The 25443-nt window shown below is 57.1% G+C and carries 20 protein-coding genes; 13 read left to right on the forward strand and 7 right to left on the reverse strand.

Annotated elements, in window-relative coordinates:
* Positions 1-35: 35 nt before the first annotated feature.
* Positions 36-3995 (reverse strand): phosphoribosylformylglycinamidine synthase, encoded by a 3960-nt coding sequence (purL, locus tag ACUXV1_RS01410; RefSeq protein WP_446014296.1) that lies wholly within the window; start codon positions 3993-3995, stop codon positions 36-38.
* A gap of 148 nt (positions 3996-4143) precedes the next feature.
* Here purL and ACUXV1_RS01415 point away from each other — a divergent pair, with 148 nt between their 5' ends.
* Positions 4144-4482 (forward strand): P-II family nitrogen regulator, encoded by a 339-nt coding sequence (locus ACUXV1_RS01415; protein WP_019100167.1) that lies wholly within the window; start codon positions 4144-4146, stop codon positions 4480-4482.
* A gap of 60 nt (positions 4483-4542) precedes the next feature.
* Here the strand turns inward: ACUXV1_RS01415 and ACUXV1_RS01420 are convergent, their stop codons facing one another.
* Together ACUXV1_RS01420 and ACUXV1_RS01425 are read right to left on the reverse strand one after the other, a co-directional pair.
* Positions 4543-6069: a hypothetical protein gene (locus ACUXV1_RS01420; RefSeq protein ID WP_446014295.1), complete on the reverse strand. Its 1527-nt coding sequence runs from the start codon at positions 6067-6069 to the stop codon at positions 4543-4545.
* A 142-nt stretch (positions 6070-6211) separates the two neighbouring features.
* Entirely contained in the window at positions 6212-7003 is a 792-nt protein-coding gene (locus ACUXV1_RS01425) for an outer membrane protein assembly factor BamD (protein ID WP_043631366.1), read from the reverse strand.
* Here ACUXV1_RS01425 and rluD point away from each other — a divergent pair.
* The 10 genes from rluD to ACUXV1_RS01475 all read left to right on the forward strand — a co-directional run bounded on the left by rluD (position 7002) and on the right by ACUXV1_RS01475 (position 18813).
* Positions 7002-8105 carry a 23S rRNA pseudouridine(1911/1915/1917) synthase RluD gene (gene rluD, locus ACUXV1_RS01430; protein ID WP_081555151.1) on the forward strand — a complete coding sequence of 368 codons (1104 nt, stop codon included), beginning with the start codon at positions 7002-7004 and terminating at the stop codon, positions 8103-8105. The genes ACUXV1_RS01425 and rluD overlap by 2 nt on opposite strands.
* Positions 8095-8850, forward strand: coding sequence for a peptidoglycan editing factor PgeF (gene pgeF, locus ACUXV1_RS01435; RefSeq protein ID WP_446014294.1), 756 nt, complete (start codon positions 8095-8097; stop codon positions 8848-8850). The genes rluD and pgeF overlap by 11 nt, the downstream gene beginning before the upstream one ends.
* A 631-nt stretch (positions 8851-9481) precedes the next feature.
* A complete protein-coding gene (locus ACUXV1_RS01440; RefSeq protein ID WP_446014293.1) occupies positions 9482-12337 on the forward strand; it encodes a ribonucleoside-diphosphate reductase subunit alpha in 2856 nt (951 codons plus the stop codon).
* Between the two features lie 248 nt (positions 12338-12585).
* The gene (locus tag ACUXV1_RS01445) at positions 12586-12966 is read left to right on the forward strand and encodes a hypothetical protein (RefSeq protein ID WP_114153462.1); all 381 of its coding nucleotides are present in this window, start codon (positions 12586-12588) and stop codon (positions 12964-12966) included.
* 187 nt (positions 12967-13153) lie between these two features.
* Entirely contained in the window at positions 13154-13540 is a 387-nt protein-coding gene (locus ACUXV1_RS01450) for a hypothetical protein (protein WP_043631350.1), read from the forward strand.
* A 13-nt stretch (positions 13541-13553) separates the two neighbouring features.
* Complete coding sequence (locus ACUXV1_RS01455; protein ID WP_019102820.1) at positions 13554-13778, forward strand: hypothetical protein; 225 nt, start codon at positions 13554-13556, stop codon at positions 13776-13778.
* Positions 13779-13797: 19 nt separating this feature from the next.
* The gene (locus ACUXV1_RS01460) at positions 13798-14877 is read left to right on the forward strand and encodes a ribonucleotide-diphosphate reductase subunit beta (protein WP_048410338.1); all 1080 of its coding nucleotides are present in this window, start codon (positions 13798-13800) and stop codon (positions 14875-14877) included.
* Positions 14878-14925: 48 nt separating this feature from the next.
* Complete coding sequence (locus ACUXV1_RS01465; protein WP_446014292.1) at positions 14926-16323, forward strand: hypothetical protein; 1398 nt, start codon at positions 14926-14928, stop codon at positions 16321-16323.
* 578 nt (positions 16324-16901) lie between these two features.
* A complete protein-coding gene (locus tag ACUXV1_RS01470; RefSeq protein WP_446014291.1) occupies positions 16902-17813 on the forward strand; it encodes a hypothetical protein in 912 nt (303 codons plus the stop codon).
* Positions 17814-18153: 340 nt separating this feature from the next.
* On the forward strand, positions 18154-18813 hold the full coding sequence (locus ACUXV1_RS01475) for a hypothetical protein (protein WP_446014290.1): 660 nt from the start codon (positions 18154-18156) through the stop codon (positions 18811-18813).
* Between the two features lie 257 nt (positions 18814-19070).
* Here the strand turns inward: ACUXV1_RS01475 and ACUXV1_RS01480 are convergent, their stop codons facing one another.
* The 4 genes from ACUXV1_RS01480 to ACUXV1_RS01495 all read right to left on the reverse strand — a co-directional run bounded on the left by ACUXV1_RS01480 (position 19071) and on the right by ACUXV1_RS01495 (position 23939).
* Positions 19071-19595 carry a hypothetical protein gene (locus ACUXV1_RS01480; RefSeq protein ID WP_446014289.1) on the reverse strand — a complete coding sequence of 175 codons (525 nt, stop codon included), beginning with the start codon at positions 19593-19595 and terminating at the stop codon, positions 19071-19073.
* Complete coding sequence (locus ACUXV1_RS01485) at positions 19592-20566, reverse strand: hypothetical protein (protein WP_446014288.1); 975 nt, start codon at positions 20564-20566, stop codon at positions 19592-19594. Before ACUXV1_RS01485 ends, ACUXV1_RS01480 begins: the two co-directional genes overlap by 4 nt.
* A 5-nt stretch (positions 20567-20571) precedes the next feature.
* The gene (locus tag ACUXV1_RS01490; RefSeq protein ID WP_446014287.1) at positions 20572-23325 is read right to left on the reverse strand and encodes a type VI secretion system Vgr family protein; all 2754 of its coding nucleotides are present in this window, start codon (positions 23323-23325) and stop codon (positions 20572-20574) included.
* Positions 23326-23609: 284 nt separating this feature from the next.
* Positions 23610-23939: a helix-turn-helix domain-containing protein gene (locus ACUXV1_RS01495; RefSeq protein ID WP_446014286.1), complete on the reverse strand. Its 330-nt coding sequence runs from the start codon at positions 23937-23939 to the stop codon at positions 23610-23612.
* 115 nt (positions 23940-24054) lie between these two features.
* Between ACUXV1_RS01495 and ACUXV1_RS01500 the strand changes: the two genes are divergently transcribed.
* Both ACUXV1_RS01500 and licT read left to right on the forward strand, forming a co-directional pair.
* Complete coding sequence (locus tag ACUXV1_RS01500) at positions 24055-24330, forward strand: hypothetical protein (RefSeq protein WP_446014285.1); 276 nt, start codon at positions 24055-24057, stop codon at positions 24328-24330.
* A gap of 289 nt (positions 24331-24619) precedes the next feature.
* Positions 24620-25438 (forward strand): BglG family transcription antiterminator LicT, encoded by an 819-nt coding sequence (gene licT, locus ACUXV1_RS01505; RefSeq protein ID WP_446014284.1) that lies wholly within the window; start codon positions 24620-24622, stop codon positions 25436-25438.
* The last annotated feature ends 5 nt before the right edge of the window (positions 25439-25443 follow it).

Here is a 25443-nt window from a genome sequence, read left to right on the forward strand (position 1 = left end):
GGGGCCGGACAAACGGCCCGCCGTGAGCTTGCCGCTCAGCCCACCCAGCGGCGAGCGGTGGCGAACATCCGATACCAGCCGCCGTTCTCGCCCCAGTCCGCCGGATGCCAGCTGTTCTGCACCGTGCGGAACACCCGCTCCGGATGCGGCATCATGATGGTGAAGCGGCCATCGGCCGTGGTCACCCCGGTAATGCCGGCCGGCGAACCGTTGGGGTTCAGCGGATAGGTTTGAGTGGCGCGGCCGTCAAAATCGACGTAGCGCAACGCCGTCAGCGCCTGCTCCTGCTCGCCAGGCGCGAATACCGCGCGGCCTTCGCCGTGGCTGACCACCACCGGTAGCTGGCTGCCCGCCATGTCGGACAAGAAGATGGACGGCGAGGCCGTCACTTCCACCATGGCGAAGCGCGCCTCGAACTGCTCGGAAGCGTTGCGATGGAACTTCGGCCAGTGCTCCGCGCCCGGAATGATGGACGACAGATTGGACATCATCTGGCAGCCGTTGCACACGCCCAGCGCGAAAGTGTCGGCGCGGCCGAAGAAGGCCTCGAACTGCTCGCGCGCGCGCGGATTGAACAGAATGCTCTTGGCCCAACCCTCGCCGGCGCCCAGCACGTCGCCGTAGCTGAAGCCGCCGCAGGCGGCCAAGCCCTTGAAGTCCGCCAGTGACACGCGACCGCTGATGATGTCGCTCATGTGCACGTCCACGGTGTCGAAACCGGCTCGGTCGAAAGCCGCCGCCATCTCCAACTGACCGTTGACGCCCTGCTCGCGCAGCACCGCCAGGCGCGGACGCGCGCCGCTGGCGATGAAAGGCGCCGCCGGATCGGCGTGCACGTCAAAGCTCAACTTGGCGCTCAGGCCCGGCGCTTTCGGGCTGGAGCGCAGCAGATGCTCGCTGTCGGCGCACGCCGGATTGTCGCGCAGGCGCTGCATGCGGGCGCTGGTCTCGGACCACTCGCGATGCAGATCGGAACGGCTCTCGTTGAACAACTCCACGCCGCGGTGCTTGATGACCAGGCGATCCTTGTTGTTGACGCGGCCGATCACAAACAGCTCGCGGCCGATGCCGGCCTTCATGAAGCGCGAGATCACCTCCGGCGTGTCGGATTTCTTCACCTGCAACACCGCGCCCAGCTCTTCATTGAACAGCACCCGCATCAGGCGGCCATGGGTGGCGGCTTCCTGAGTGGGCTGAACGAAGTCGTCGATAATGCGCTGGGTGTTCTTGCGCTCGATCACCAGTTCCTGCAGATCGATGGTGACGCCGATATGGCCGGCGAACATCATTTCCGACAAGGTCACGAACAGGCCGCCGTCGGAACGGTCGTGGTAGGCCAGCAACATATCGTCGCGCAACAGCGTCTGCACGGTGTTGAAGAAGGCCGCCAACTGGTGCGGGCTCTCCACATCCGGCGCCTTGCCCTCCATCGCTTTCCACACCTGGCCGTAAATGGAGCCGCCCAAACGGCAACGGCCGTAGCCCAGATCGATCAGGATCAGGTCGGTGTCCTTGTCCTCTTTCAGCTCCGGCGTGGCGGTTTTGCGCACGTCTTCCACCGGGGAAAAAGCGGAAATGATCAGCGACAGCGGCGCGGTCACGGCCTTCTTCTCGCCGGCCTCTTCCCACACCGTCTTCATCGACAAGGAATCCTTGCCCACAGGGATGCTGATGCCCAGATCCTGGCTCAGCTTGGACACCGCTTCCACCGTGCGGTACAGACGCGCTTCCTCGCCCGGGTGGCCAGCGGCGGCCATCCAATTGGCGGACAGTTTGACGTTGCCCAGGTGGCCGACGAAGGACGCGGCGATATTGGTCAACGCCTCGCCTATCGCCATGCGGCCGGAGGCCGGCGCGTCGAACAAGGCGGTGGGCGTGCGTTCGCCCATTGCCATCGCTTCGCCGCGATAGGTGTTGAAACCCATGGTGGTGACGGCGACATCCGCCACCGGCACCTGCCAGCGCCCCACCATTTGATCCCGCGCGGTCATGCCGCCCACGGTGCGGTCGCCGATGGTGATCAGGAAGGACTTGTCCGCCACCGTCGGGTTGCGCAGCACGCGCAACGCGGTTTCCTTCAGTTCAAAGCGCGAAGCATCGAAGATGCTCAAATCGCGCTCGCGGGTGGTCACGTCGCGGGTCATGCGCGGCGGCTTGCCCAACAGCACCTCCAGCGGCATGTCCACCGGATTGTTGTCGAAGTGATCGTCGCGCACTTGCAGATGACCGTCGTCGGTGGCCACGCCCAGCACCGCGAACGGGCAACGCTCGCGTTCGCACAGCGCGCTGAAGCGCTCCAGGTCCTGCGGCAGCACCGCCATCACATAGCGCTCCTGCGACTCGTTGGACCAGATCTGCATCGGCGTCATGCCCTTTTCTTCCAGATGCACTTTGCGCAAATGGAAGACGGCGCCGCGGCCGGCGTCGTTCACCAGCTCCGGAAAGGCGTTGGACAGGCCTCCGGCGCCCACGTCGTGAATGGACACGATGGGGTTGGCCTCGCCCATCTGCCAGCAGCGGTCGATCACTTCCTGACAGCGACGTTCGATTTCCGGGTTGCCGCGCTGCACGGAGTCAAAGTCCAAGTCCGCGCTGTTGGCGCCGGTGTCCATCGACGAAGCCGCGCCGCCGCCCAGGCCGATCAGCAAGCTGGGGCCGCCCAGTTGAATCAGCAGCGCGCCTTCCGGAATCTCGTTCTTGTGAATTTGCTGCTGCTGGATGTTGCCCAAGCCGCCGGCGATCATGATCGGCTTGTGATAGCCGCGCATCTCGCCTTCCACCTCTTCTTCGAAGGTGCGGAAATAGCCGGTCAGATTGGGGCGGCCGAATTCATTGTTAAACGCCGCGCCGCCGATCGGGCCTTCCAGCATGATCTGCAAGGCGGAGGCGATGCGCTCCGGCTTGCCATACTGCGCCGCCGTGTCGCTGTAACGCTCCCACGGCTGCACAAAGCCCGGAATGTTCAGGTTGGACACGGTGAAGCCGGTCATGCCGGCCTTGGGACGCGAGCCGCGGCCGGTGGCGCCCTCGTCGCGGATCTCGCCGCCGTTGCCGGTGGATGCGCCGGCGAACGGTGAAATCGCCGTCGGGTGGTTGTGCGTCTCCACCTTCATCAGGATATCGGTGGGTTCGCTGTGGTAAGCGTAAGCGTGGCCTTCCGGCTGCGGATAGAAGCGCTCGATGAAAGCGCCTTCGATCACCGAGGCGTTGTCCTTGTACGCCACCAGCGTGCCTTGCGGATTGGCGTCGTGGGTGTCCCGGATCATGCGGAACAGCGACTTTTCCTGCTCTTCGCCGTCAATGATGAATTTGGCGTTGAAGATCTTGTGACGGCAGTGCTCGGAGTTGGCCTGCGCAAACATCATCAATTCCACATCGGTGGGGTTGCGCCGCATCTTGGTGAAGTTTTCCACCAGGTAATCCACTTCGTCCTCGGACAGGGCCAGGCCCAGATCTGCGTTGGCCGCCTCCAGCGCCGCGCGGCCGCCGGCGAGGATGTCCACCGACGTCATCGGCTGCGGATCTTGATGGACAAACAGGCGCGCGGCGTCGTCCAGCGACGGCAGCACCGTTTCCGTCATCCTATCGTGCAAGAGGCCCGTCAAAATATGACGAGCCTCTTCATTTAAAGATGATTGTGCGGACTTAACCCAGAAGGCGGTGCCGCGTTCGATGCGGAGAATCCCTCCCAGCCCGCAGTGCTGGGCGATATCGGTGGCCTTGGAGGCCCAGGGCGACAAAGTGCCCAATCGCGGCGTCACCAGAAACAGTTCGCCATCCGGCTGGCCGGCCAACGGCGCTTCGCCGTAGCTCAGCAACTTGCCCAAGGTGGCCTGCTCTTCCAACGTCAGTTCGGTTTCGCTTTCGGCGAAATGCCAGAATTCGGCACTGATGCTGAGATCCGGCAACCCGGCTTCGGCGGCTGCGGCAAGCAGTTTTTCAAGACGGAACGGCGACAGCGCAACGCCGCCACGGAGCTTGGTAAGGTAAGACATTAGACACCCGCGACAAGTATCAGGAAAGCGCGTCATAATACAGCAATTCACTGTTTGTTTTAAGCGGCTAATTGCCCGGATGCCCGCCGCTTAATAAAATAACCCTCATCCGAATAGCATTTCATCTCATCAGCAAGGAGCTTCCAGCATGAAAAAGGTTGAAGCCGTGATCAAGCCGTTCAAACTGGACGAGGTGCGCGAAGCCTTGTCCGAACTGGGCATCAACGGCCTGACCGTTACCGAGGTCAAGGGCTTTGGCCGCCAAAAGGGCCATACCGAGCTCTACCGCGGCGCCGAATACGTGGTGGACTTTTTACCCAAGGTGAAAGTGGAAGTGATTCTGCCGGACGACCTGGTGGAACGCGCCATCGAAACCATCGTCGCCACCGCCCGCACCGGCAAGATAGGCGACGGCAAGATCTTCGTCACCCCGGTAGAGCAAGTGGTGCGCATCCGCACCGGCGAAACCAACGAGCAGGCGATCTAAGTCCACCGGCAAGCGCTGGAACCCGCGCTCCAAGGCCCCGTTTCCGCGGGGCCTTGTCATTTAATCCAAAGGCCCGAACAGGCAAGTATGCACCTTGCCGTGCCTCTCCTGACCCGCTGCCACCACCTTGCCATCACCGGACATGACGATATGGCTGCTGCTCCGCTCCTCGCCCGGGCAGAACAGGCGCTGTGTCTTCGGCGCGCCAAAACGCCAGCGTAAAGTGGCGTAGCCGCCCTGCTCCGGCTGGGTGGAGGTACCCGCCACCACGCGGCCGTCCTGACTAAAAGCGGTCAACGTCAGATCACCGATCACCGGCGAGAACGGCGCCAGCTTGCCGTTTTCCAAGCGCAGCGGGAACGTCCCGTCTGCCGTGAACGAGTTCAGCCATAAGTAGCGGCCATCCTCGGAGACCGAGCGCAAGAACATCCCCAGGCTCTCCTTGCGGGTTTCCGCGCGCACCACAGCCTCCAGATCCGCCTCGCCCTCCGGCGAGACTTGCACGAAGGCGCGGCGATGGTCGCCCTCCCTGTCAAAGGACACAAAAACCGTGCGCCCATCAGCGGACAAGCCTTCCAACACGGACTTGGCGCGGATCACGCTGACTCCCTCGCCCGCACGCCAACGCACGGCGTCGCTTTCCGTGAAGATATTGGCATCCTCGCCGCTCATGCCGGCCCAGGCCAGCACTTGCGCGTCGCGTTGCGCGTCACCCACCTTGCCTTCCGCCGAGGCCGGCCACGGCAAGGGCTCGCGCCGGCTTGGCTTGCCCTCGTCCGGATTCCAGACAAAGCCGTGCCAAACGCCGGTGTCGGCATGCTTGAAGTAGCCGGCCACATCCCCGCGCCCCGGATGGACGCCGGAAACTTGCAGCTTAGTCACCTCGCCATCACTCATCAGCGGGCTTTCGTTCATGAAATCTTGCATCCGCCGCATCCGCCGCAGCATGTCCAGATTGCCGCGCAAGGCAAGACCGGCCGTTACCGCCCCATCCGCGCTCAGCGCCAGCGGCAGGCTCATGGGTTCCGGCAACAAGCTGAACCCCTTGCCCTCCACCCATTGGAAGCCACGCAGCATCGCTTTTTCGTCGCTCAGCAGCCAGCCAATCACCGTGCGGCCGTCGGCGCTGATATCTGTGACGCCGGACAGCCAGGCTTGGCCCGCAGGCACCAGCGTCTCCAGCGCGCCGCCGCGCCGCCAGCGCACAGCCTCCAGTTTGCCGTCCCGGCCAGTGCCAAAAGCCAAGGTCAGGCCGTCTCGCGACATCGCCACATAGCTGGTGGTGAAATAACTGCCCTTGGGCAAAGGCAAGGCCGCCTCCGTTCGCCCCTGACGCAAGGTCAAGCCGTTGGCCGAACGCAACGCCCACAGCTCATGCCAAGGGAAACGCAGCTTGAGCGCATCAATCAAGCCCATGACGGAATCGTTCAGTTCGCCGTCGCCGGCGCTCAGCAGTTGCGCCGAGCCGTCGTAGGACAGCTTTTCCGGGTAACGCTCTTTCAGTAGGACGAGGTCTGGCTTTGCGGCGGCGGCAACCGGCGCGCACAAGGCGGCCAGCACCAACAGGGAAGCGAAGGTTTTGGACATGACTAATTATGATTATCGGCTTAAAGCTTGAGATCCTATCATCCCAAAAGCATTACCCTCAAACCATGGCCCCGCGCAACTTGCCCGGCATCAAAGAAAAAGCCCCCGGAATCCGGGGGCTTTCAAACCATTCAAGGCCAGCTTACTTCCACAGTTTCCACCACGGCATGTCCTCAATGGACCAGCCCTCTTTCAGGTATTCGCTGTTGGGGTAGTTCAGCGCCAGCACGCGCTTGGCGTCGTCGCGCAGTTGCGGCATGGACAGCTTGTCGTAAGCCGCCACCATGATGCCCAGCGCCTCTTCCGGGTACTTGGTGTTGGCGTAGTTCTTCACCACGCCCTGGGCGCGGTTGGCGGCGGCCAGGTAAGCGCCGCGCTTCATGTAATAGCGGGCTACGTGCATCTCGTTGCCGCCCAGCGCGTCCAGCAGCCGCTCCATCTTCTTGGAGGCGTCTTCCTTGTAAATGCTGTTGGGGAAGCGCGTCACCAGTTCGCGGAAGGCGGTGAAGGCCTCGCGCGCGGCGCGCGGATCGCGCTCGCTCATGTCCTGGCCGGCCCATTTGGCCAGCAAGCCGGAATCATCGTTGTAAAACACCAAGCCTTTCAGATAATAGAGGTAGTCCAGGTTTGGATGGGTGGGATGAAGCTTGATGAAACGGTCGGCGGAGGCGATGGCCTGCTCCGGCTCGTTATCCTTGTAATGGGTATAAGCCAGGTCCATCTGCGCCTGCTGAGCGTAACGCCCGTAAGGGAAACGCGCTTCCAGCGTTTCGTAGAGCTTGACAGCGCGGGTATAATTGCCGCTGTTCAACTCATCATGCGCTTCCGAATACAGCTTTTCCACGGTCCAGCCGCGAGTCTCATCGTAGGTTTCCGTGGTTGCACAACCGGCAAGCCCCATCACCAACATTGCAGCGACAACGTATCTTTTCATGACTGATCCTTACTTTGACCCGGACGATTATAGCGACATCTCGGAAAACGAGATATCCGCTACACAACAACTTGATGTTCCGCTGTCGCTGGGCGGCGAACGGCTGGATGCCGCGCTGGCGAAATTGATGCCGGAATACTCGCGCAGCCGCCTTACGCAATGGATCAAAGATGGCCACGTGCTGCTGGACGGCAAAACCGCCGCGCCCAAGACCAAGGTGCTGGGGGGCGAGAAGCTGGATGTCACTCTGATGCGCAGCAACGAAGAGATGGCCTTCCAGCCGGAAGCCATGGACTTGCCCATCATTTTTGAAGACGACCACATCCTGGTGATCAACAAGCCGGCCGGCCTGGTGGTGCACCCCGCCTCCGGCAACTGGAGCGGCACCCTGCTCAACGGCCTGCTGCACCACTGCCCGGCGCTGGCCCAAGTGCCGCGCGCCGGCATTGTGCACCGGCTGGACAAGGACACGAGCGGCTTGATGGTGGTGGCCAAGACGCTGCCGGCCCAGACCGAACTGGTCCGCCAATTGCAGGCGCGCACCGTCAAGCGCATCTATCGCGCCATCGCCGACGGCAACGTGCCGTTTGACGGCACCATCGAAACCCAGATGGGCCGCGACCCGCACAACCGCCTGAAAATGGCGGTGCTGAAGTTTGGCGGCAAACAGGCCATCACCCATGTGCGGGTGCTGGAGCGCTTCGCCAGCCACTCCTATATCGAGTGCAAGCTGGAAACCGGCCGCACCCACCAGATCCGCGTGCACATGCGCGAAGCCAACCACCCGCTGGCCGGCGACCCGATCTACGGCAACCTGCGGCACAAGATGGACGAAGACATCGCCGCAGCGGTCAAGGCGCTGGGCCGCCAAGCGCTGCACGCTTACTCGCTGACCCTGGTGCACCCGGCCAGCGGCGAGGAGCGCAACTGGAAAGCGCCGCTGCCGGACGACCTGCGCCACCTGCTGGACGTGCTGCGCGGAGACGGCGACACCGCCGACGCCGCACCGATGCCGCAGTTGCTGGACGAGGCGGAAGACGAAGAATGGGACGATGAGGACGAAGAAGATGACGGCGACGTGGAGGTAATCTATGTCCGCTGAGCTGTCCGCCAAGCAAGCGCCGGACTGGCTGGAGGCCGACTGGCCGGCGCCGCCCAATGTGCGCACCCTGATCACCACCCGCAACGGCGGCGTCAGCGCCGCGCCCTTTCACAGCCTGAACCTGGGCCTGCACGTGGGCGACGATCCGGCCGCCGTGGCCGCCAACCGCACGCTGCTGCGCCAACAACTGCCGGCGGAGCCGGCCTGGCTGAATCAGGTGCACGGCGTGACAGTGCTGAACGCGACCGAGGTGGGCGCCCAGCCCCCGGACGCCGACGCCAGCTTCAGCCGCCAGCCCGGCACGGTGTGCGCGGTGATGACCGCGGACTGCCTGCCGCTCTTGCTGTGCAATAGCGAAGGCACCGTAGTGGCCGCCGCCCACGCAGGCTGGCGCGGGCTGTGCGACGGCGTAATAGAAGCCGCCGTGGCCGCCTGCAACGAGCGCCCGGCGCGGCTGATGGCCTGGCTGGGCCCCGCCATCGGCCCGGATGCCTTTGAAGTGGGCGCGGAAGTGCGCGCCGCCTTCATGGAACGCAACCCGGCCGCCGCGGCCGCCTTCAGCGACATTGGCGACGGCAAATACCTGGCCGACATCTACGCGCTGGCGCGCCAGCGCCTGAACGCCGCCGGCGTGGAACAGATCTACGGCGGCGAGGAATGCACGGTGATAGACCGAGCTCGCTTCTTCTCCTACCGCCGCGACGGCCAGACCGGCCGCATGGCCAGCCTGATCTGGCTGGAGTAAGAATCTGTTTACGATCTGCTGTGCGTCGGCGATACAGCGTTGAAACCGGCTTCGAAATGCTCATGTACCACACGTACATTCCGCTTTCTCAGCCGTTTTCGCCTTGTCTTGCCTTAGCTCGCGAGATCGTGAACAGGTTCCAAGACATCCTCCCCAAGGCCCCGCCGCGCGCGGGGCTTTTCATTGATTGCGCGGTCAGACAGGCCAAAAACCCAACACACCAATTACGCACCACTTTCCTCCAACTCAGCACTGCCCGAGCCATGATGCAAATCCACAACATCTAGTGGCCCGCGCCGCTCACTGCGCTGCGGCTTGTTTCAACAAGGTTTCTTGGCTACAGAATGAAATGTGTCGGCCGGCCAAAAAAAATCTCACGCCCCGCAAAGCCAGCAACCACGGGCTTTCGCCCCCCATCCTCTCCAAAACAGCCATTAAATCTTCCGCTGTCAAGACTTGTACTGCCCCATACTCAACACTAGAATTTGGGTGTTCCGCGAGCTACAAACAATACATATTGTGTTTACCCACAGCTCGCGCACAGCTTTTCAACAGATTTGTCCACAGCCGGCCTGCCCCATGGGAAACGCAGTAACGGAAGGACGCAACCACCCACCTTATCGAGGGCTACATGCAATTGACCACCTTTGAAGGGCAGACCGCCGCAGAACTCGGCCGCGCAGCCGCGCCCAAAGCCGATTTCAGCCAGTACAAAACCATCCGTCGCAACGGTGCGGTGGTGCCGTTCGAACCCGTCAAGATCTCCATCGCCATGACCAAAGCCTTCCTGGCGGTCATGGGCCACCAGGGCGCCACCTCCGCCAGCCTGCGCGAAAAAGTCGCCCAGCTGAGCGAACAAGTGGCCAGCGCCCTGATGCGCCGCAAGCCGGAAGGCGGAGCCATCCACATTGAAGACATCCAGGACCAGGTGGAACTGTCTCTGATGCGCTTTGGCGAGCATGATGTAGCCCGCGCCTACGTGCTGTACCGCGAACAGCGCTCCCAAGAGCGCGCCGCCCGCGGCGAAGCCCTGACCCAGGTGCAGATCAACGTGGTGCGCAAAGACGGCCGCAAGCTGCCGCTGGACGTGGCCCGCCTGCGCGCCACCATCGAATCCGCCAGCCAAAACCTGGCAGGCATCGATATCGACGCCATCCTCAGCGAAACCCTGAAGAACATTTACGATGGCGTCAGCGAAGACGAAGTCAACAAATCCGCCATCCTGGCCGCCCGCTCCATGATTGAGCAGGACCCGGCTTACGATTACGTGACCGCCCGCCTGCTGCTGAACAACATCCGCCTGGAAATCCTGGGCGAAGCCGTCAGCCAGGAAGAAATGGCCAAGCAGTACGCGCTGTACTTCCCCACCTTCATCAAGAAAGGCATCGACGCCGAACTGCTGGATGAAAAACTGGGCGAATACGACCTGAAAAAAATGGGCGCCGCGCTGGACGCCAACCGCGACCTGAAGTTTGGCTACCTGGGCCTGCAAACCCTGTTCGACCGCTACTTCCTGCACGTGGACGGCGCCCGCATCGAAATGCCGCAGGCCTTCTACATGCGCGTGGCCATGGGCCTGGCGTTGAACGAAGTGAACCGCGAAGAGCGCGCCATCGAGTTCTACAACGTGCTCTCCAGCTTCGACTTCATGTCGTCCACCCCCACCCTGTTCAACTCCGGCACCCGCCGCAGCCAGCTGTCCAGCTGCTACCTCACCACCATTGCCGACGACCTGGACGGCATCTACGAAGGCATCAAGGAAAACGCCCTGCTGTCCAAGTTTGCCGGCGGCCTGGGCAATGACTGGACCTCCGTGCGCGCCATGGGCTCCCACATCAAGGGCACCAACGGCAAATCCCAGGGCGTGGTGCCGTTCCTGAAAGTGGTCAACGACACCGCCGTGGCGGTGAACCAGGGCGGCAAGCGCAAAGGCGCCGTCTGCGCCTATCTGGAAACCTGGCACGCGGACATCGAAGAATTCCTGGAGCTGCGCAAGAACACCGGCGACGACCGCCGCCGCACCCACGACATGAACACCGCCAACTGGATTCCGGACCTGTTCATGAAGCGCGTGATGGAAGGCGCGGACTGGGCCCTGCTGTCCCCGTCCGAAGCCCCGGACCTGCACGACCTGTACGGCGCGGCCTTCGAGAAGCGCTACAAGGAATACGAAGCCATGGGCGAGCGCGGCGAGCTCAAGGTGTACAAGCGCATCCCGGCGCTGTCCCTGTGGCGCAAAATGCTGACCATGCTGTTTGAAACCGGCCACCCTTGGATGACCTTCAAGGACCCGTGCAACATCCGCAGCCCGCAGCAGCACATGGGCGTGGTGCACAGCTCCAACCTTTGCACCGAGATCACCCTCAACACCAATGAGGACGAAATCGCGGTCTGCAACCTGGGTTCCGTCAACCTGTCCGCCCACCTGAAGGCAGACGGCAGCCTGGACTCCGAAAAACTGCAGCGCACCATCCGCATCGCCCTGCGCATGCTGGACAACGTGATCGACATCAACTTCTACCCGGTGAAGAAGGCGCGCAACTCCAACCTGAAACACCGTCCGGTGGGCATGGGCATCATGGGCTTCCAGGACTGCCTGCACCAGAAGCGCGTGCCCTACGGCTCCGACGCCGCGGTGGAGTTTGCCGACGAATCCATGGAAATGGTGGCCTACTACGCTTACTGGGCTTCCACCGAACTGGCGGAAGAACGCGGCCGCTACCCGTCCTACAAGGGCAGCCTGTGGGACCGCGGCATCCTGCCGCACGACAGCATCAACCTGCTGGCGGCCGAACGCGGCGGCTTCCTGGAAGTGGACCGCAGCGAACGCATGGACTGGAACGCGCTGCGTGAACGCGTGAAGACCCACGGCATGCGCAACAGCAACTGCCTGGCCATCGCGCCCACCGCCACCATCGCCAACATCATCGGCGTGTCGGCGAGCATCGAACCGACCTACCAGAACCTGTTCGTCAAATCCAACCTGTCCGGCGAATTCACCGTCACCAACGAATACCTGGTGCGCGACCTGAAAGCCGCCGGCCTGTGGGACGAAGTGATGGTGGCCGACCTCAAATACTTTGACGGCAGCCTGGGCCAGATCGACCGCGTGCCGGCCGAACTGAAAGCCATCTACGCCACCGCATTCGAGCTGGACCCGCGCTGGCTGGTGGAAGCGGCCTCCCGCCGTCAAAAGTGGATCGACCAGGCTCAGTCCCTGAACCTGTACATGGCGGGCGCTTCCGGCAAGAAACTGGACGAGCTGTACAAGCACGCCTGGTTGCGCGGCCTGAAAACCACCTACTACCTGCGCACCCTGGCCGCCACCAGCGCCGAGAAATCCACCGGTCGCGGCGGCGAACTGAACGCGGTGTCCAACAGCCACAGCCAACCGGCCGCGGCTCCGGAAGCCGTGGTGGACAACACCCCGGCCACCGACGCCAAGTTCTGCAGCATTGACAACCCGGATTGCGAGAGCTGCCAATAAGGCGGAAGCAGCCATCCTGGCTTGAACGGCCGGCCCCTCGGGGCTGGTCTAGCCTGGCCCCGGCCAGGCTCCATCTCACAGCCCTCTGCCCGCAGCAGGCTGTGAAATGGCCCCACAATCCGGCCGCCCCACCCATTGGCCAGCCGCCTGCCCGCTCAGACGGCTGGCCAATGGGGAACGCAGCAACAAACCGCGCCAGACCGTAACGGCAGCGGACGCAGCACACATGCAAAACCAGGGGAAACCGGATGAATATAGAAGAATTTTTCAACAGCTACGCAGTGGGCTACAGCCAGCTGGACGTGCCCCAAGTGACCGCGCACTTCACCGTGCCCTTCACTGCCATCCATCAGGGAGACCTGAGCAGCTGGGACGACATGACATCGCTGCGCGACACCACCACCGCCTTGCTGGAGTGGTACCGCAGCCAGGGCTTCATCAGCGCCAGTCATCAACTGGACAGCGTGCTGAACTTTGGCGAAGACGCCGCCAGCGCCCGCGTGCGCTGGACCGTACAGCGCCAGGACCAGCCGGCCTGGGAATACTGCACCGGCTACCACCTGAAACGGGTGGACGGCCAGTGGAAGATTTACGGCCTGGTGCAGTACCAGGACGCGCCACAGCAGTAAACGGCAACCCCAGCCTCAAGCCGCTTGCCCTCAGGCGGCTTCGGGATGGAAACGCCGACCGGCCCGCGATGCGGACGGACGAAGCAGCTCAAGACCAAGCAAGCGAGCGCGGCGGGTGTTGAGCGGGTTCCAGGAAGACGAGGCCCACGGCCCCGCCGCCACCAGCAAGGCTTCAGCAGGAGGTCAGATGCAAGCGTTTGAAAATATCCGGATCAACGGGTTTTGCGAACAAAGAACCCACAACCCCGACAAGCAGTTTGTGCTGTTCAATATGTACCTGACGCTGAACCAGGCCCCGCCCTGCGAATGGAAGGACCTGTTCAACGAAGCCCGCCGCCTGCCGCGCCAGAAAGTGTGGCGCAAAGCCTGGGTGGAAGCGGACGCGCTGGTGGTGTACTGCCAGCCGGAAGAACTGCAGCAGCAAATAGAGCTGCTCAAGCAAGACATAGAACAAGCCAACCGGCAATATCGCCAGCTGCTGAAGCTGCGGCAGCCGCGCGGCAGCCAGGTGGAGCAGGAGGAAAGCAGCGAACGCCAGCTAATCCACCGCCTCAGCCAACAGCTGCGCTTCTGAAAGGACGCCGCTCATGAGCGCTACCGCATTCTGTATCGCCCGCCATGGCGAACATGGCAAAGACGCAGGCTACCGAAAACTGGGCAGCCTGCACGTGGACCTGGACCCGGTGCCGGCACTTGTCGCCGCGCCGCGCCAGATACAAATACTGCGCAAAAGCAGCCTGCCGCTCAGCCCCAGCCTGGCTGGCGACAAGCAGCCGCTGCCGCCCCAAATCACCGCGCCGGACGCGGAATAAATCCAAACAGGAGCCCTTAATGCTGAACTTTGACGACACCATCGAAACCAAACCGGCCGCCCCCTCCGCGGGCGCCAACGCCGCCGGCCGCGTCAACGTGGTGGACAAAAAAGTGATCAACGGCACCACCGACGTCAACCAACTCGTGCCCTTCAAACACAAATGGGCATGGGAAAAATACCTGGCCCAATGCGCCAACCACTGGATGCCGCAAGAAGTGAACATGCAGCGCGACATCGAACAGTGGAAAACCGGCCAGCTGACCGAAGACGAAATGCGCATCGTCAAGCGCAACCTCGGCTTCTTCGTGACCGCGGACTCCCTGGCCGCCAACAACATCGTGCTGGGCACCTACCGCCAGATCACCAGCCCGGAATGCCGCCAGTTCCTGCTGCGCCAGGCCTTTGACGAAGCCATCCACACCCACGCCTACCAATACATCGTGGAAAGCCTGGGCCTGGACGAAGGCGAAGTTTTCAACGCCTACAACGAAATCAAATCTATCCGCGACAAAGATGAATTCCTGATTCCCTTCATCGACGTACTGTGCGACCCGGCCTTCAAGACCGGCACGCTGGAAAACGACCAGAAGCTGCTCAAATCCCTGATCGTGTTTGCCTGCATCATGGAAGGCCTGTTCTTCTACGTGGGCTTTGTGCAAATCCTGGCGCTGGGCCGCCAGAACAAGATGACCGGCGCCGCGGAACAGTACCAATACATCCTGCGCGACGAGTCCATGCACTGCAACTTTGGCATCGACCTGATCAACACCATCAAGCTGGAACAGCCGGAAATCTGGACCGAAAGCTTCAAAGCCGAGATCACCGAACTGTTCAAGCACGCGGTGGAACTGGAATACGCTTACGCCGAAGACACCATGCCGCGCGGCGTGCTGGGCCTGAACGCCAGCATGTTCAAGGAATACCTGCGCTTCATCGCCAACCGCCGCATGCAGCAGATTGGCCTGGACCAGCTCTATCCCGGCGTGAACAACCCCTTCCCGTGGATGAGCGAGATGATTGACTTGAAGAAAGAGAAGAACTTCTTTGAGACGCGAGTTACGGAATACCAGACTGGCGGGGCGCTGAGCTGGGATTGATCCTGTAAAACCAAGGGCCATCACTGGCCCTTTTTTAGGAATCAAAAAATGACAAACGAAAAAATTAACGAAAAATCCGATTCTATATGCAACAAAATAACTGAAATAGAATCAAGTCTCAATGACATAACCACCCCTATTCCAATTAATCTAATTTCAAACAAAGGAAAAATATTAAAAATCCTCAACAACGCCGACGAATCGGAATACATATCCATAAAGAACTCAACATTAACCATTTCATTTAAAGAGCCAATATATTGCAGAAAATTATCTATACAAGTAAAAAATCTACAAGGTCTGAAGGGGGTTAAAGTATCTGCGAGAAACCCAGTTTTCGGAAAAGAAATTCGTTACTCTACAGATACAACGAACAATCACGACCATATCGCATACCCCATTAACTCATTTGTCACAGAAGTTAGCATAACCCCGCCCGAGACATACATATTATCAAAAAGCATTACCCAAATTTCACTCACAGGAATTACTGCACTTGATTTTTTGGAGCTAGAAGCATCATTCAAATCGTTTCTTCATGAGTCAGCATGGATAAAAGAAAAAAAAGAAGATTTGATTTCTGAAATTCGCTCGGCCGTTGAAGATTTAGAAAACAAGAAGCAAGACTCCACAAACAACCTATCCGACATAAAAAATCAAACAATAGAATCAGAGGAAATATTAGAAAAAAACAAAATAGAAATTAAGCAATTAGAAAAAGAAATAAAAGATCTAGAGTTGCAAAAAACAGATACAATAAAATCAATAGAAGGGTCGCAAGCAGAATTAAAGTCCGCCGAAGCGAGACATGAGGCAATAAATTCTGCAAGGGAGCGAGTTCAAAGCGAGCTATCCATTCTAAACACAACCATCGTAGAAAAAGAGGCAAAATTAAAAGAGCTCAATGAAAATGTAAATCTATTCACTGAAGATTTTGCCGCATATATAGCCCAAACAAAAAAACAAGAATTAGTTTACTTACTCGTAATCTCCCTCCCTATTATTATCACATGTGCAATTGCATATCAGCTTTTAAGTGGCGCAGTAGATTTAACATTCAGATTCCAAAGAGAGCAAATAGACTTAATTGCCTTATTCTCATCCAGAATCCCTTATGTAATTACAGCAACAGCAATAATTACAGCCTGCGCAAAAATAATTCAAATATTTAGCAGAGAAATTATTAACCTTCACGAAGGAAGAAGGAATTTAGCTCAAATAAGTATTATTGCCAAAGATATATCGGATTCCGAATCAGACAATATTGGAATGACCAAAGAAGAAGTTTACGAAAATCGCATTCGCTTAAAAATGGACCTACTGAAATCACACATCTCTGGCATGATGCACAAATACAGATTTAAATCAAAATCAATTACTTCAAGCCTCCTAGCAAAGCCTCCTGTTGCACCAAAAGAAAGCCCTGATGAAAGTCAATCAAACTAGACCGCAGCTATTACCATCAATGTAAATAGAGACAGAAAATTACACTCCCGAGAAAAAAATAAATTCATCACAATTGTTGCCACTAGTACCCATGCACTCGTGATGATGTTTTACATGCAGGTTCCGCCCGGCAAATGGGAAAGGGAATTGCACGGCCAATCCCCTTGCAACCCCAGGCCGCCCCTACAGCGCTGCGAAACCACGTCTTTCAAACCAGCCTCGGGGAGCTGCCGGAACTAGCGGGGCACTACCGCCGCCCCTCATCGAACAACCGGCAGCTTAAAACCTCAAGTCTGATTCGAAAGTCGGCTTGCGCTAAAGGGGATATAGGCACGTTGATTCGGCTCTAACTTTAATGCAATAAATAGTCACGCTACATCCCGTTACATCTATTTTAGACACCCCCCATTACCCATCAATTTAATATCCATCTGAGCTCAAAACGAGCTCCCACACTCTCTGCCACTATTCAAACCTAGTAAAAATACCTAGACTTCATTTATTTCTGGAATTATCCATTCCCGCATCTAAAATTCACAAAAATCAACTAGTGAAAACACAAACAAGGTACTGATAAGATGCCAAAACAAAACCCATTCTCATTGTATGATTTTCTAGGATACCTTATCCCAGGCTATGCCTCGCTACTACTTTGTCAACTCTGCCTCTCAATTTTCCTACCTATCGATCAAATACCATCACTAAACATAAACAATGCCAATGCATCTGAACTGGCCAACATTGCCATCACCTCATACGTCGCAGGCCATCTTTTCAACTATCTATCCTCCATAACAATCGAGCATTACTCGATACGAACAATTGGATATCCAACAGAGTATTTACTTGGAAATGTTAAGTTCAGAAATTATTTAGATATTGAGGAAGAAGAATTAAAATCTGAGAGAAAAAAACTCAGAGGATTGATTGCACTGACAATATTACCAATATACATCACAGATATTGCGCTGGACAAAAAACTAAGCATAAGAAGTTTGTATGCTAAAAAATTGGATGTTTTTTTAGCAAGTACGATAAAAATCAAGATCGATCAAATGTTAAAACTGGAAGGAATAGAAAACTATACCGCAGGAAAAGATAGTGACATTCACCGTCTAATCTATCATTACATAACTGAACATTCAGCAAATCACTTTGGAAAAACTCAAAATTATGTAGCAATATATGGATTACTTCGTTCATTTTCACTACTGGCAAGTCTACTAACACTTGTCCTTCCCATGAAAAATATTAAGATTTTTTTGCTAAGTGACATAAAAATCCTACATTTCTCAATGCTAAATCTTATATGTATACTATCCTCATTCATAGCATCCTATTTATTTTATCTGGCTTTCGTAAAATTCTACAGACGGTTCACACTTGAGTCACTAATGGCATTAACAGCAATAATGTCCACCAAATCAAGAGCAGAAACTGCAGCGCTTATCAAATCAAAAATGGAATCTGAAAAATTAGCTGATGATTGACTTCTAAACCACCAATTTCCTCATACTGGGTTTTCAGATACGCAATTAGCTGTTACATTTTCATACGGTGCTCAACACACCTCCGTTAGCGGTGGCCCACGCCCGAAAGCCGTGGTTGTTCAATACGCCCATGCATTGCATCTCAACGCGCCCTTGCGCTCGCAATGCTTGGTCGGGCAAAGCCGTTTGGAGACATCGCTATGGATGCTCGTCTTATCGTTTCCCCTCCCCTTATTTACTCTCCCCGCCATCTATCTCATGCCTGCTTGCGCCTGCGCGCCGCGTATCGTCGTGCGTTTTTGGTAGCGCGGCTTGCGCGCCCCACTGGGGAGGCTCGGCCATGAATGCGGCTATCGATCAGCAAGTGAACACGCCGCTGCGGCTGGATTTCGCCAAGGATTTGGCCATGCGGGTGCTGCGACGGCCGGAGGGGTTCTGGTTTGTCGCGGCGGAGGTGGCTGCGTCCATGAAGCTGGAGGTGAAGGATTTGCAGCAGGCCTTGGGCGAGCCGCTGGGACAATCCTTTCGCTTGGCGGGTGAGGCGGAGCCGGTGTTATGCCTGTCCGAAGGCGAGCTGGACGAGGTGTTCCGCCGCATCAAGAAACAGGGCGCACTGCGGCTGCGGCGCTGGTGGCAGGAGGAAACCCGCCCGGCCTTGCTGCATCAGGCCGCCGCGGCTGGCACAGCGGAAGCCCTGCACCTGGCGCTCGCCCTCGCCGCGGAGGCCGCGCAACAGGTCAGCCGCGCTGTGCTGGAAACCGTGCTGCGCGAACCCGGCCCGTGGCTGCATTCACGATGGGTGCTGACGCTGGATCACGCGCCCAACAACCAGCAGCGCTGGCCGCACGGCAGACTGATCGGCTTGAACAGCAGCGTCTCCACGCTTAGCGGCATGGCGGAGCTGATCGCCCCGCCCGGCAAAATACCGGCCACCAAGGCGGAACTGGTGAAGCTAGCCACCGCCTGCCAGCTGCGTTTGGCGGAGCGCATAGGCAGTTAGACAGCTAGTCGCGCAGCGTAATAAGAACACCGCTTCAATGTTGCGAAGCGGTGTTTTCATTCCGACGCCCCCCCGTTTTCAGTAGCAGAGGGTTTAGTCTGTTCCAGCTTTTCAATCGACTCCTCTTTGGGCTGAGCAATGTTAACCTAGTGATTTTCCTATCCCAACGAGGCCTGCTTGGCTCCCCAAAAATGCCATTCCTTTGGCATGTTTTAACTCGCTCCTCAAAACTCTATAAATAGGACCGGAACCAGTCCCTACGGGCGCGCACACCTAGCATGATTCTCTGGATTTTTACCTTCATCATTGCCCGCCAAAACGGAATTTCTTAACTCCAAAAAATCTACTTTCCCCCCTTCGTCTGTTACCCATGATTCCTCATTATCCCAACGCCCTGCACAAAGGTTAATACTCCCCGAATAAAGAACACACCCACTTTTTCGCTCGACAAAAATACAACTCGCCACATCATGATAGCTTTTTCCATTATTTGGATCATCAAGTATGCCATATGTCGAAACGGTAAGGTTTAGAATTTTGCTTTTCTCTCCTGATACATCTTCCAAATTGTAAGGCTCGCCAAGGAATTTTAGTATATCCTCTTTTTTTTGCCCTTTCTTTATGAAAAGCTTATTATCAAAATTGCGATGCGCCAGCTTTGCAAGTAACTTATCTGATATCTTTAATTTACCTATAAATAAGGGGCTGTCCGGTATCGCCTCTGCCCTTGCAATAGCATTAAAGCCAGTCAGAAGTGCAGCAAATAATATTACTTTCCTCATACCTTCCCCTTTAGCTTTATGAACCTTTTAGGCATATCCGTCCCCCGTCTAGCATTGCCATAAATTTCCAAAACACCAGATTCTATTTTTGTGTGATTACCACCCCATGCAGCAGGGTCTGGATTCACATTAGGATGTTTTGCTATGTAAGCATGAACTGCAGATTTTATATCCGCCTCCACATAACCAGGCCGGTTTACGTGCTGATCAAGTACGACCGCCCTACCAAAATCAGATTTAAAATAATCAGAAACCTTGCCAACAATTTTCCCATCGGTAATTTTTAAGTTCACTACCAACCTAAGTCGTTTTATAAAATCCCGAACTTGATGCTCCAAAAAGCACTCGTGTTTAATTGCTTTTATAATTGCTGCCAGCGGGCGGAATTCTTGATTTTCTTTTTTTGAATAAGTTTTTTTGTTAAACTTCCCTGAGTCACGCAACAGCTTTTTTAGCTCCTCACCTGTTAACTTGGCACCCCCAGTTAATTCATTATCACTATAATACATCTTACGGGTGGCTGGACCATTTCCCTCTATCGTCCAACCACAATTTTCAAAGAGGGACTTATATAGATCCGGATGCTTCTCTTTAAAGTCAGCAACCTGCGCAGGAAACTCACCAGAGCCTTTTGGATTTATTGTTTTCTGCATTGCTCCTGCTGTTAATGTTTCACTATCATAAGCCTGAACCGTATCTAAATTCCCTTCGTTGGCAGACATTATAAAAATTATTCGTTTTTCTGACTCGGTAACTTCGCCATCCTTCACCATGCCTGCCCAGCCTGGGAACTGATCGATTGGCATTTCTCCGTCATAAACAGGCCCGTATGTCGATCCATACCTGGTGCATCTTATAATTTCACCGTAATCACAGCCACAGTCATGACACACAGGCACAACAACAGTTGATTTAGTGAGGTCTGTTTTATTTGTCTTGATATTCTCTTTAGCTAGAGCAACAGTTGCCATAATATTCAATCCCGAACAATAGCTTTAATGATCTTTAACGGCCTGGCTGTGTTAATCCGCTCCGTCTTGCCCTCAGCATCTGTAACCCCCTTGAATATCCATCCATTTTCCATATGGACTTCGTAGGGCTTGCCCGTTAAGGGCTTCTTGGTCACTTCATCAACAAAAGTCAGGCTTTCGTCATGCTCGGGAAAGATAGGCAAACCAACAGGGGTTGTAAGCCTAGCGGGACCACTAAACTCATGGCGCGCGCCCTTGACGCTGATCGTACCCGGCGCATGCACTTCGATGCTCCCTCCCTTGAGACGGATATAAGCGCCGCCACTGGTAAGCAAGACCTCTTGATCAGCCGCAACATGAACGAAACCCTTGGCAGCGGTTATGGTCACGTCCTTGTCCGCAGAGATCTCCATCGCATCGCTCTGTGCCTGCACCTGCACCTTGCCCTTGGCGGCAATCAGCTTCACTGCAATTGTCTCTTGAACCCCAGCCACAAATAGACTAATGCTCTTGCCAACGTTATGAATCCAACGTCTGCCCGTGGAGTGATTAGCATCTCGCTGGGCAACCAAGTTGAGATTCTGCTCGGCGCTCAGAGTTTGGCTTTGCCCAGCGACGCTGGCGATGCCTGCCTCACCAGACAGAATCAGCAGCGGCTGTTGGCCCTCTTGCTCTTTGGCGGTTTTGCCGTCTTTGTCCGTATTACTACCCGCATCCCAAGCCATCATGGCATCCAGCTGATGCAGGATATGACCCTTTTCCTTCTTCCCACTTTTAGCGTTGTCGTCGCCAATCTCATCCGGCCCGGTTTCCATGGTGTCGGCCAGTTGGCCGGTAGCGGTTTCGGCCAGCGCTTGGCTCAATGCGACGGCGGACTGCAGTTGGCTTTGCGCATGCTCGCGCGCCAGTTGTTTGCCGCCGGCGCCGTTCTGCGCTTCGGTGGACAGCAACAGGCCGTGGGCGGCGCGGATGGCGCCGTGGTTGTCGGTGCGCAGCTCGAAGCCTTCGCCGCGCGGCTGGGCTTTGCCGTTGCTGCGCGGGTGGGTGAGGAAGCCCTGGTTCAGCTGGGTCTTGCCGGATTCGGAGCTAAGCTTGGCGCGCACTTCGCCGGGCGTGTCGTCAAATAGCAGCTCGTTGTAGCCCTCACCCCTGTGTTCTTTCGATTTAATGCCGGATAGGGTCTTGTTAGCCGGCAGACTGCCTGCGCCGCTGAAGTCCGGCGTCGGGTGGCTGCCGTTGTAGAACACACCGGTCACCAGCGGGCGGTCGATGTCGCCTTCGATGAAGCTGACCAGCACTTCCTGCCCAATGCGCGGGATGAACTGGTGGCCAAAACTGGCGCCGGCGCTGGGCATGGCCATGCGCAGCCAGCAGCTGGATTTGTCGTCGAGGTTGGCTCCGAATTGAGCGTGTTCCTCTGGCCGTTGCCAGTGGAATTGCACCTTGATGCGACCTTGGTCATCGGTGTAGATTTCGTCGGTGACTTGGTCGGCTGGTTCGACTGGGCCGACTACGGTAGCAGTTTGTACACCGCGCGATTTGGGCCTTGCCAGCTCGGTATCAGCATAGGCCGGCGTCAGCGGGATGCCGCGCCGCTGGGCCTGGATGGAAGTGATAAACGGCGCAGCCTCGCTTATGGCTCCGACATGTTGGGTCAGATCCTGTGGTAGGTTGTTGCGTACCTGGAAACTCTGGCTGGTGATCACAAATTCACGGTCTTGCGGACTATCGGTTTCATGTGCTGGATGATCGTCCAACCTGAACCACTCACCCGGCTGCAGGCCACGCATCGTGCCACTACCGCTGAACTGCTTAGCCTGAAGATCATTGGCCTGCTGGCGCAGTTGGGCAAAGTGGCCAAGCTGTTCTTCGTCGCCAGCATAGTAAAGGCCCGGCGCATCGTAATAGGTTAGGCTACTTTGCAGCGATTGGCCGCTCTGGCCCTGTTCGATACGGCTGCCGTCTTCGCTGTGCTGGGTGGAAACCGGTTTGTAGTCGTAACTGGCCAGCGCCACGCTGCTAGGCACGATCTGACAGGTGGCTTGCCATTCGGTCAGACCGTCTTCGTCTTCGGTGGCGTCGGCGCGGTGAAAGCGCACGCGGCTCAATGTGGCGGCCGGCAGGCTATATGGGTCGTCAAACACCACCAGTTGCACCTGCGGGCCATCGTCGTCTTGATGCAGGAAGCGCCAGGCGTAGCCTTCCTCGTGCATCAGTCGCACGATGAATTCGTAATCGCTCTCACGATATTGCAGGCAGTAGCTGCGCGGCTGAGCCGGCTGCACCTGGATGGCCAGGGTCTGCACGCGGGCGAAGGCCGGGTTGCTCTGCTGATGTTCGGAAAGGATCTGCTGGATGATGTCCGGCACTGTCAGGTCCTGGAACACCCGCGAAGTGCGGCGGTGGCGCAGCAGCGCGAACGGCGGCTCAATGGTCAGTTCGTACTTGGCGAAGCCGCCATCGGCCCCCACAAACCGGGCCTCGCTCACCACACCACAGCGGATGGACTCGCCGCCGTCTGCATTCTCAATGCCAATGCGCGCTGGCTGGCCCAGCAACGACTTCAGTTCGATGTGGGTATCCGGCGACAGACAGGTCAGCATGTAGCGGTACGGTTGGGAAAGTCCCTCTTCGACATGCAAGCTCAGCGGCAGCAGTTGCTCAGCAGCGATTTGCCCCGTTCCCAGTTGCAAGGTCAATACCCGTCGATCTTGGCCAAAGACGGAAGCAAAACTAGCCAGCAGCGCATCCATATCCATCAGACTCCCAAATAAAAACACCCTCGAGAGAGGGCATGCCATTGAACTTAACAAGGGCGGGAAGCTTATGATGTTATGCAAGCCTCAACAAGCTAGCTTGGTCTTACGTCCGGAAAACCTAGACCAAAGTACAGGACCATCTTTAATATTGGTTTGGCTTTACACATCCCAAACCTGGACAAATTGCATTTTGCGCAACGATCTTCAGCTTGGTTGAGCATACGCTTTCGTGCCGTAACGAGGATATAACCATGGCTCAAGGACCAGGCCTCTGTAGTGAAAGATTATTTTTCGCCTGATGAAAAGATGGAATGCAACGCAGCAGCCATGCGTTCCACCTCGTCAGCATCGGCAGCTTGCGCGCTACGCATAATCTGACTTCGCATCTCCTCCACGGAGGGGCGGCCGTCGAAATCGAAGAAATCCTTCAGTTCCAGCTTCATAGCGTTGGCCAAACGCTCTAGCGTCTCAATGGCGGGGTAATGCGCGCCACGCTCTATGCGGCTCAGCGACTTGGCGTCAATGCCCACCATCTCAGCCAAAGCATCTTGGGACAGACCTTTGCGCTTTCGCAAAATCTGAACTTGCCTACCAATCTTGATTTTCGTGTCCACTTTTCTACTCTGCGTGTACTTTCCCCCCATTTAATCAACGCACACTGTTTACAATAACTACGTGCAAGGTAGAATTCATAAAAAAGTAAACTCAAAACTCACAAAGAGGCATGCAATGACTCCCTTCCGCAGTCCTGCCCCCCAGCCCCCTCCATCCCAAACCCTGGCCGCCTGTGCCCTGGCCTTGAACTGCCTAGCCACCCTGCGTCACGTGCTTGACGCTTTCCAGTCCCACGCCACACAAACACAGCAGCCCCGTTTGCAGCATCTGGCCTGCGCCGCCACCGCGGTGCTGGACGATTGCACCAGCCAGTTGCAAAACCTTTGCCCCGACGCCGTTCCCTGCCTGCCGGACGGCAGGTTTCCAACGCTGACTTGGAGGCCGCAATGACGCCTTCGCACTTTTTCGCTACTGCTGCAAAACCGCCTCCAGCGGCCCCTCCTGCCGGGCATCTGCCCCCGGCTGTTTCGAAGCGATATATTTTTAACAAATTAAGTTGTATGTTTTATCCCTCTATGGTTTCATCCGCTGACGACGCATCGGGTCAAAGCCGTGGCTTTGCTCCCGCATCGTCAAAGCAGATGTTTGTGCTCAAGGATTGTTACTGCGCAAGCAGGCAAAACCTGATGACTTGGCTGAGGCCAAGCCGTCAGGTTTTTTTGTTTTCAGGGTGCGCGCTATGAGAATCAGCAAAGTCTTGAACAACAATGCCGCCCTCGTGTTGGATGAACACCAGCATGAGCTGGTGGCCATGGGCTGCGGCCTGGGGTTTCAAAAGCGGCCGGGCGACGCGCTGGACCCGGCGCAGATCGAAAAACTCTTCGCCCTGCAAAACCATGAGCGGATGTCCCGCTTGAGCGAAGTCTTGAGCGGCATCCCCGCCGAGGTGATGGCGGTTTGCACCGACATCCTCAGCCTGGCGAAAAATCAATTGGGCAGGCTGCCCGAAGAGGTTTACCTGGCTTTGCTGGATCACTGCCATTTCGCGCTTGAGCGCCATCGTCAGGGCATTGCCCTCCACAACGCGCTGCAATGGGAAATGCGCAGGCTTTACCCGAAAGAATTCGCCATTGGCCTGCAAGCGCTGGCGCTGATAGAACAGCGATTGGGGCTGACCCTGCCGGAGGATGAGGCCGGTTTCATCGCCTGGCATTTGGCCAACGCCCAAATGAATAGCGAGGCCCCGGAAATGCAAGCTATTACCCAGCTGATGCAGCAGGTGCTGCGGATCGTCACCTACCAGCAAGGGCATGAGCTTGACCAGCAAGCGCTGAGCTACCACCGCTTCATTGCCCACCTGAAGTTTTTTGCGCAACGCGTGTTGTCCCAGCAGTCATTGCCTGCTGGAGACACCTGTTTGCATGCGGTGGTGAAGGCAAGCTACCCGCAGGCATGGCGCAGCGCGGAAAGCATTGGCGGCTTTATTTGGGAGCAGTACCGGAAGGAGCTTGAGTTGGACGAGATGATGTTCCTCGCCATTCACATCAGCCGTCTATAAGAGCC

The organism is Chromobacterium sp. W521 (genome assembly GCF_052805975.1).